1 protein-coding gene and 1 pseudogene are annotated in these 530 nt (G+C 61.1%); one reads left to right on the forward strand and one right to left on the reverse strand.

Features of this window, described 5'->3' with window-relative positions:
- Positions 1 to 212: hypothetical protein (locus tag TR36_RS15890; protein ID WP_045394363.1), on the forward strand; the 212-nt coding region annotated here is incomplete at its 5' end.
- On the opposite strand, the pseudogene TR36_RS14355 reads toward TR36_RS15890, so the two are convergent.
- A pseudogene (locus tag TR36_RS14355) lies at positions 181 to 530 on the reverse strand (NADPH-glutathione reductase); the annotation flags it as partial. The gene TR36_RS15890 and the pseudogene TR36_RS14355 sit on opposite strands and share 32 nt — an antisense overlap.

Genomic DNA, 530 nt, shown 5'->3' on the forward strand with positions numbered 1-530 from the left:
CGGATGGCCTGCGCCGCATCGACGACAGCGTGGCCGATCCGGGGCGGGAGATTTCGGCCCGTACATTGGCCGACCCCGCGCTGATCGAAGGGGCGCGCGCCCGTTTTGCCGAATTCTGTGATCCGGCCCTGCCGCCAAACGCCCTGTTCGATGCAAAAATTGGCCATTCAGCCCGTGAAATCAAGTTTTACGGACAGGTTTTCTTAGTGTGACCAGTTCTTCGGACATGGATGGATGCACCGCTACGGTGCGGTCAAAGTCCTCTTTTGTCGCGCCCATCTTGATTGCGATGCCTGCAAGCTGGATCATTTCACCCGCATGGGGTGCGACGATATGACAGCCCAGAACCACACGGGTTCCGGCACAGACCACCAGCTTCATCAGCACCCGATTCTGCCGCCCGGCAAACAGGGTCTGCATCGGGTGGAACGCGGCGGTATAGACCTCGATCGGTCCGTTCTGCGCCGCCGCCTCTTCCGACAGGCCCACGGTGCCGAACTCCGGCTGGGTGAAAACCGCCGAAGGGACAA

The organism is Falsirhodobacter sp. alg1 (assembly GCF_000739715.2).
Classification (GTDB): domain Bacteria; phylum Pseudomonadota; class Alphaproteobacteria; order Rhodobacterales; family Rhodobacteraceae; genus Falsirhodobacter.